The organism is Pseudomonas sp. HMSC066A08 (genome assembly GCF_001813025.1).
Taxonomy (GTDB): Bacteria; Pseudomonadota; Gammaproteobacteria; order Pseudomonadales; family Pseudomonadaceae; genus Pseudomonas; species Pseudomonas aeruginosa.
Genome location: NZ_KV811228.1, coordinates 1 through 7,493, shown reverse-complemented (window position 1 = coordinate 7,493; position 7,493 = coordinate 1). Strand labels below are relative to the sequence as shown.

The 7,493-nt window shown below is 59.6% G+C and carries 9 protein-coding genes and 1 pseudogene; 2 read left to right on the top strand and 8 right to left on the bottom strand.

Annotated features, from left to right (window positions below; genetic code table 11):
* The first annotated feature begins 256 nt into the window (after positions 1 to 256).
* Both HMPREF2886_RS02235 and HMPREF2886_RS02230 read left to right on the top strand, forming a co-directional pair.
* Entirely contained in the window at positions 257 to 505 is a 249-nt protein-coding gene (locus HMPREF2886_RS02235; protein ID WP_070746720.1) for a hypothetical protein, read from the top strand.
* A gap of 99 nt (positions 506 to 604) precedes the next feature.
* Positions 605 to 1,354, top strand: coding sequence for a hypothetical protein (locus tag HMPREF2886_RS02230; protein ID WP_070746718.1), 750 nt, complete (start codon positions 605 to 607; stop codon positions 1,352 to 1,354).
* Between the two features lie 69 nt (positions 1,355 to 1,423).
* Here HMPREF2886_RS02230 and HMPREF2886_RS02225 read toward each other — a convergent pair whose 3' ends face one another.
* The 8 genes and pseudogenes from HMPREF2886_RS02225 to HMPREF2886_RS02195 form a co-directional block, all read right to left on the bottom strand.
* Positions 1,424 to 1,855 carry a tetratricopeptide repeat protein gene (locus HMPREF2886_RS02225; RefSeq protein WP_070746716.1) on the bottom strand — a complete coding sequence of 144 codons (432 nt, stop codon included), beginning with the start codon at positions 1,853 to 1,855 and terminating at the stop codon, positions 1,424 to 1,426.
* Between the two features lies 1 nt (position 1,856).
* Positions 1,857 to 2,294, bottom strand: coding sequence for a hypothetical protein (locus HMPREF2886_RS02220; RefSeq protein WP_070746714.1), 438 nt, complete (start codon positions 2,292 to 2,294; stop codon positions 1,857 to 1,859).
* Between the two features lie 9 nt (positions 2,295 to 2,303).
* Positions 2,304 to 2,885 carry a GH-E family nuclease gene (locus HMPREF2886_RS34905; RefSeq protein ID WP_256562478.1) on the bottom strand — a complete coding sequence of 194 codons (582 nt, stop codon included), beginning with the start codon at positions 2,883 to 2,885 and terminating at the stop codon, positions 2,304 to 2,306.
* Positions 2,886 to 3,193: 308 nt separating this feature from the next.
* Entirely contained in the window at positions 3,194 to 3,856 is a 663-nt protein-coding gene (locus HMPREF2886_RS02215; RefSeq protein WP_070746712.1) for a GAD-like domain-containing protein, read from the bottom strand.
* A gap of 2 nt (positions 3,857 to 3,858) precedes the next feature.
* Complete coding sequence (locus tag HMPREF2886_RS02210; protein WP_070746710.1) at positions 3,859 to 5,220, bottom strand: polymorphic toxin type 15 domain-containing protein; 1,362 nt, start codon at positions 5,218 to 5,220, stop codon at positions 3,859 to 3,861.
* Between the two features lie 4 nt (positions 5,221 to 5,224).
* Positions 5,225 to 5,581 carry a DUF4150 domain-containing protein gene (locus HMPREF2886_RS02205; protein WP_070746708.1) on the bottom strand — a complete coding sequence of 119 codons (357 nt, stop codon included), beginning with the start codon at positions 5,579 to 5,581 and terminating at the stop codon, positions 5,225 to 5,227.
* Positions 5,581 to 6,936, bottom strand: coding sequence for a DUF2169 family type VI secretion system accessory protein (locus HMPREF2886_RS02200; protein WP_070746706.1), 1,356 nt, complete (start codon positions 6,934 to 6,936; stop codon positions 5,581 to 5,583). Before HMPREF2886_RS02200 ends, HMPREF2886_RS02205 begins: the two co-directional genes overlap by 1 nt.
* 16 nt (positions 6,937 to 6,952) lie before the next feature.
* Positions 6,953 to 7,493 (bottom strand): annotated as a pseudogene (locus tag HMPREF2886_RS02195) (type VI secretion system tip protein VgrG); the annotation flags it as partial.

Sequence of the window (7,493 nt, the reverse complement as noted above, 5' to 3'; positions counted from 1 at the left end):
CGTCTCCTGCTCGGAAAACGGACTCTACTAAGTTTGACGTGGTACTGAAATCGGGGGGCAGGTCACAGAGAATTCTTATTTTGATTCCGTTTCCGTACAGGCGCCGGTATTGAGAGCTGAAGTTTCAGACTTTTCCTAGTAATTCTGTCTGAGCTCAGCGCCTATGCTCGCCTTGAAAACTCACTCGCATGGCCGGCGACTTGCTCTTTGCGCCATGCCGCAGGAAGTCCGAGCCGCTTCAAGGAGAAATGGAAAGATGCGTGAGCAACTGGAGCCGTTGAATCAGGAAGAACTCGCCTTACGCACCTACTCGCTTGTCTTCGACGCTCTCCTCGCGTGCAGTTCCGCCGAGGAGCAGCGGAGAATGGTCAACCTGTTTCTCTGCCATTCGGCAATCTTCTGCCGCCTTCTAGGGGGCCCTCAGGCCTTCGAGGACGTTGTAGGCAAGATTCGGGCAATGAAGGTCGGCTCGGATTGGTTGCAGCAGGTGATGCGGATGCACTAACCCACTGACCTCGCATGCGCAGTTGCCCCCTTCAAGCCGAATCCAACCCATTGGCCACCGGACTGGGGGACGAACACAAAACCGGCCATGGAGCCTCCAATGAGCAACGCGAACAGGGACGAACAGGCAAACGCCCAAGCACCCTCCGCCGGCAGCGCGCTCGCCATCATAGACAAAGTGTGGGAGTTCACCTGGGCGACGCGCATCATCTGCATCGGCCTGTGCTTCGACACTACGCTGGTCTGCTATCCCGGTGGCGGGCTTCTGGCATGGGCCACGGGGGAGCCGCCGGCACTGACGCTTGGCTGGTACGCCGCCGCACTGACCATCTTCTGCATATTGGCGGCGTACGCCATGCCCATCGTGCTTTTCTTCTGGAAGCTCCTTGCCCGGCAGATTTACGTCCGCTTGCCACGCTCGGGTGAGTCCGGCCGCAGTCGCCGCACCGTCTTCGCCTATCAGTTGCGCGACCGCGCACTCAGGGAGCAGAACCAGTTTCTACTCGACCTCTACGAGCGGCACCAAAGTGCACGCAGGGCGCAATTGGCCGAAGCCGATGACCTGGCCAGCCTGCTGGCCATGATGGTCGTTTTCATACTGGTGAATTGGGGTGTCGGCTGGTTGTTTGCCAAGGCGCCCACACTGGTATACGCCTTCGCTGCATGGGCCGGAGATCCTGGGAAACTTCTCCTTGCCATCATGCTCATCTTTTTCGCCATCCAGGCTACGAGCATCTGGCTGACGGACCAGCCCAACATCATTTACTACCCGCCCCTGGCCGAAGAGCTGGATGCGCAGTACAGGAAGGAACTGGCCGAACTCCGCAAGTTTGAAAGAGACCACTCATAGAAAAGACGAGGATGGCACTTTCCCTGCTACCTACAGCCAAGTCCGGCAGCTCAGTGCAGACGCCGCGGCTCAGTCGACGAGCTTTCTATCCTGGAGAATCTTCAGGAATGACACGCCGTCGTCCTCTGCCATAAAGATATCCTCGCCATCCAGCATATAGGCCTTCAGCAAAGACTCAACTCCGAGCGCTTCGTTCCCCAATTTCAACTGGCACTGCCCCAGTCGGTAATGCACAAATGGATTCTCAACTCCATCCGGTGCATTCAGCGCATCCATAAAACTATTGCACGCATGCTCATAGTTTTTCTGATGAAACAGTGCATCGCCGATAGAAGCCGAAAGCCACATATAGGCCTCCCACTCCACCTTCGGCTCAGGCAGAAGATCGAGCGCCTGAGACCACCTCTCGATTGCGGCCTCAAAGTTCTCGCCATCCATCAGATCATTGCCTTCCATGGACAGCACATCGACCTTGTCATGAATCTCGGCTGGCAGCTCCATTCTACTTACCCTTTACCCGCTTCTTCACAAAATCTAAGTACTTTTTATCCTCCCCCTCAAATGCGCGATTTCCATAAATCTTAAATTGCGGATAAAAAAGCTCAAATGCCTCATCAAGCTCCCCGCACTCATAGTGAATGGTAGCCTCCAGAAAACTGACGTACTCCTCCGAGGCAACCCCAGGCCCATATGCCTCTCTCACGATCTCGAGCCAATGCTTTGCCTTCAAAAATTGCCCCGTTGAGCGATAAAAAACTGCTATCCCATAAGAAGCAGACTGCGAGAAATCATAATCAAGCTTGGGCTCTGGAATTGCGTCCCACGAGGCGAGAAAATCACGTTCTGCTTGCTCTAAATCTCCTGCCTCCCAGGCTTTTCTTCCTGCGACTGCTTGCGAAATAATCGCTTTCTCTAGGTCTTCACTGAGTTTTATCGACATCGCTTACCTCTACTTGAGTGGGGGCTGGTATTTGTGTGTCTGACCTACAATTGCCCCTTGGCTCCTATTGATAGATCTGTGTTCAAGATAGTAATTCTTTGAATCCAACATCCAGTTTCTAACCTCGGGGCTCTTGGCGCCATACTGGCGACCCTCCCTGTTCCACCATTTGACGGCATCCTCTTTGTGAGCCATATCAGCCTTGCTGAGGTCATACCATTTGCCATCTGACGCTTGAAACTCCGGTTTCCCGGTATATGGATTATCGCGCAGCTTCCCTTCTTCGCGCATTCTCTCTTGAACTTCTCTCCCTGTCTTGGAGCCCTTTCCGGGTGTGCGTCCGAGATATTGTTCTCTGAGCTTCTTGGCTTTCTCCAGCACTTTTGCGCCGGCACCTTGGGCCTGCTCTTTGGCTTTTTTTTGCGCCTCCTCCTTGGCTGCTTTGTCCGCCGCTTCTTTTTTCGCGGCCCGTTCCGCAGCCTCTTTTGCTGCTTTTGCTGACGCCTCCGCAGCTGCCTTGGCGCCATGTCGTCCGACCTTGCCTGCCGTACCCAGCCACCCCGCGAAGGGGATAGCCGACAGCAAGGACAAGGCGGCCCCGCGTGTCCATGCGCAGGAGCACGAAGGCCCGGTGGCCGGGCAGCTGGATGGCGCTGCGCCCAGGAACGGCCGACGACGCCGAAGCCGGCCGGGGTATAGCCGTAGCCGGCGGCCACGTCGGCCATGGCCGGGGCAGCCAGCGGGCCGGCGGGGTGGCGCGGGCGCAGCAGGCGCTCTATCTGTGCGCGGCCGAGTAAATCAGCGCCTCTGAGCGCGCGGGATAAGTGGCCTTAAGGGTTGAGTCGGCTCAATCCGAACTCAGAGAAAGTAAGAAGCGGCTCGCCTGAGCCGCCTTGGCACTACTTCATCAGTTTCTCGAGGTCCACGCCGGAGAATGGCAGGGTCGGCGTGTCGAAGTTGCGCAGGATGAGCAGGTGAGGGTCCAACTTCAGACGGCGCAGGTTTTCCAAGGTGGGACTACCGCCCAACACGAGAGCGGGCTCAAAGCCGTACATCTCGTCCTGTGCTAGAGGGCCGTATTTCTTCACTGCGCGCTCGAAGAGCAGTTTTCCGTTGGAGTCCGGATAGTCGAAATCTGCGGGTTTACTAGCTCCGAACAATGCTTGGATGGAAGGATCATGGTCATGCAAAGGTCTAACCTTGAGCTTGTTCTTCAACGCAAGAATTTCGTTGTGGAGGCAGGCGATAGTGGCACTTCTTCCAGTTTTTTCGCCACACAAATAGAGTACGCCAAAGGCTGTACGAGCAATCACATGGAAGTTATCAAAATCGGCCAGCGGCGTATTTTCCAGCCAAGCGTCCTTGATGTGTTCATAGTCTTCAGGGTTGACAGTCCAGAAGCGTCCTTCTCCATAGCTTGCCCAACCTTCATCGCGCCATATGGTTAGCAAGAGGGGAGGAAGCTTATCGGTCCAATTAGCAATAACTGCCTCAGGAATGCGGGTGCGGGAGTTGGCCTCGCCGAATTTTTTAATGAAGTAGGCAAAATCTTGGTCTCTCATCGTTATTTTCCCTTCGCGCCCGGCGGGCAAATCGTCAACTCCACGTTCATCAGGTCTCCGCCCTTACCACTCTTGACAGCATCGTTGGCCGCATTATCGAGCGTGGACAATCGACCCTCCTTATTCCAGTGCCCCCCAATGGACTTGTTTACGCCTGTATCGCCAAGACCGGTAGGTTTGGGACGACCCCAGCCACCTACCACCATATCAGGCTCATGCAGCGCATCCAATCTCTTCATGATCTTATCTGCCTTGGCATTTGCTGCGGCCTCAATCGTTTCTGAAGCCATATCCTTGTTCTTTCTTCGAGTGCTTTCAAAGATGCTCTGGCTTATCTCTTGTGATCGCATCTCCCTGTACTTCTTCTGCTGTTGAGCTGCATCTGGGTTTCGTCCGGAACCAGTTTTGAGTTTTTGCGCATTGAACTTTTCCCTAGCTTCTTTAAATTGCTTGGCTGACATTTTGTTGATGGCATCCTCCTGCCGCTTGAGCTGGCGGGCATACTCCTTCAGGTACTTCTTCTTCTCGGCCTCACTCAGGCTCTGGTACTTCTTGGACTTCCTGGGGTCGAAGCACTTCGGCTTCTTCTTGGGTAGCTTCTTCGCATTGACCTTTCCGCCAGATGCCTTCTTCTCGGCCGCTTCCTTGGCTCTTTTCTGTGCCGCCTCCTTGGCTGCTTTGTCCGCCGCTTCTTTTTTCGCGGCCCGTTCCGCAGCCTCTTTTGCTGCTTTTGCTGACGCCTCCGCAGCTGCCTTGGCGCCATGTCGTCCGACCTTGCCTGCCGTACCCAGCCACCCCGCGAAGGGGATAGCCGACAGCAAGGACAAGGCAGCGCCCGCGTAGTCGCCACGTGCCAGGCTGATGCCTGCGTTGGCGAGGTCAGCGATTTCGCCCACCACGGGTATCAGGCCAACGACATCCAGGCCCAACTGGAGGCCATCCAGTATCTTATCGCCTGTGTCGTCTTCCGCGGGCGTTTCGCTCTCTATCTCAGCATTGGAATCCTCGGCAGATTTACCCGTGGCGGGCGCCTCGCCATTCGCGCGGCCCTGCGTGTTGCCGTTGGGTGTGGTACTGGTGCCTCCGCCGCCCTTGCCCGGTGGCGGGTAGATGTCTGCATAGGTGGGCACGGCATCCAGATCGGCCAGTTCCTTCCGGAATATCTCCTGACGCAGTGCCTCGTACTGCTCCTGTGACAAGGTGAGCTTTTCGCCCCAATCGTTATCACCATCGGCGAAATCGACCCACACATTGCCCAAGCCGTCGGCCTGTACGTACATGGTGTCGGGACCGCCAATGGTCTTGCGCAGGTCCACCCCGCGGGAGATGACAATCTCGTCCAATAGCGTTGGCGTTTCGTCCATCCCATCAACTCCCATTCATCCAGAACAGGTCGCCATGGCGCACCAGGTGGCGTCCCTCGGCCCGCACCGTGCCGCTGTGCTCCAGCGGGTGGCATTTGCCTTCGACGGTGCCGCTCTTCACGCCCTTGGCACTACCCGCGGCGTCGCCGAGGGTCTTGGGGGTGTAGCTGCGCTTGTAGACGACCACCGGGTGGCCGTTGGCGCGCACGCTGGTGGCCACGCCGGTGCTGGTATCGAGCTCCGCGGTGACTGGATAAGGAACCGGCGGGATGCTGCTGCCCATGGGGGTCTTGCACACGTCGGGGGCGATACCGATGACGGTCCATTTGCCCTGCTTGCGGGCCATGACGTTGTCGGCCATCAGGCAGGCTCCTCGTCGTGGCGCGCTGCGCGGCGGATGATGGGCGCGCCCGGGTCGGTCTCGAAGCGCGCTTCGAGCACACGTATACCCAGGGTGCCCGGCAGGCTGATGCGGTGGGTCATCGACAGGGTCATGGCGTCGGTGTCGATGCGCAGGGTGTCGGTGAGCAGGGGCAGCGGCAGCAGCACGCCGTTGTCCATGCGCAGGAGCACGAAGGGTCGGTGGCCGGGCAGTTGGATGGCGCAGTGCCCGTCGAGGCTCAGTCGTGGGTCGACCAGGTTGAACAGTTCGATGCGCGCGTCAGGCGCGGGGTACGCGACCTGTTGGTCGGCGGGCGCGCCGTTCCAGTAGGTGAAGTCGAAGTCCTGCGGCAGACCGGGCCAGTGGTGGTCTTCCCAGTCCTGGTCGTAGGTGCCGGCCAAGGCCAGGCGCGGCGCCCAGGAACGGCCGACGATGCCGAAGCCGGCCGGGGTGTAGCCATAGCCGGTGGCCACGTCGGCCATGGCCGGGGCATCCAGCGGGCCGGCGGGGTGGCGCGGGCGCAGTAGGCGCTCGATGGGTTCGCCCAGGTGCTCTATCTGCGGCGCCGGCAGGCGCACCAGCATATCGCCGGTCTGCTGGTAGTGCAGTTTCTCGTGGCGATGTTCCAGCCAGCCGCAGCCCAGCGGGTTGCTGAAGCAGACTTCGTTGAGCAGGTATTCCGGTGCCTCCGGGTCGTCGGCATGGCGTGGGTTGGGTATCTGGCTGGCGCCGCCGAAGGCCTGCTCCCAGCGCAGTGCAACGCGGGTGGCGGGCTCCGGTTCGGTGAGGTGCCAGCCGATAAGGCCGTGGCGGAACTCGCGCGGGCCGGTGAAGCGCAAGGTCTTGTCCAGCAGCAGGAGCGGCGTGCGCTGCTCGGTGGTGCGGCGCCGCGCTTCCTGCACCAGGGCCTGATGCGCGCGCAGTTCGTCGGCGGTCAGGCGGCCGCCCGGCGGCCGCTCCGGCAGTTGCGGGTCGGGAAACGCTTGCCTGGGGCGGGTCGAGGTGATGCGCAGGCCGGCCTCCCAGGTGCGAACGGGCCGTCCGGCTGGCGCGTGGGCGTGGCCGACGACGATGACGTCGCAATAGGGTTTGAACGGCGCCAGGTCGCTTTCTTCGAGCACGGAGGACGCGCCGGGCTCGCCGTAGTAGGTGTCGGCCATGCACAGCGGCAGTGGCTCTTCGTCCATGACGATGGCGCGGCATTGGCCGGGCTGGCCCTCAACGGGCTCCAGGCGGTAGCCGACCTTCATGGCGATGACGGGGTGTTCCTGGCCGTCCGGAGCCAGCGCGCTGTAACACAGCGCGCCGAACGGCGTGAGGTTGCGGAATTCCATCGCGGCGCTCCCTGCGCTAGTTGATGTCGACGACCTTGCTGGAGATCTGCGTGTGTTCGCTGGAGGAGAAATCGAACTGCACGCCATTGATGAGCACGGTGCCGTCGGCCTTCATGACCAGGCTGGATTTGCCGACGGTGATGGAGAACTCCTCGCCCGCCGTGGTGCTGTAGGTCTTGCCGACGATGACCGACTTGTTGATGCCGACCTGCTCGCTCTGGCTCAGCCCCACACTGGTGTTCATGGCCGCGCCGACACTGGTCTGGTAGGCGGCACCGATGGTGAGGAACTTGGCCAAGCCGATGGATTCGGCCTTGGTCTTGGCGATGGTCTCGGTCTTGTGGCCGCCGATGGTCACGCGACGGTTGCGGCCGATGGAGATGGTCTCGTTCTTGCCGACGTCTTCCTTGCGGTGCCGGCCGATGGAGATGGTTTCGTCGTTGCCGACGTCCTCCTTGCGGTCGTGGCCGATGGAGACGGTCTCGTCGTTCTCCACGCGTTCGCTTCGGTCGTGGCCGACCTGGGTGGTCTCGTCGTGGTTGACGACGTTGTTCTGG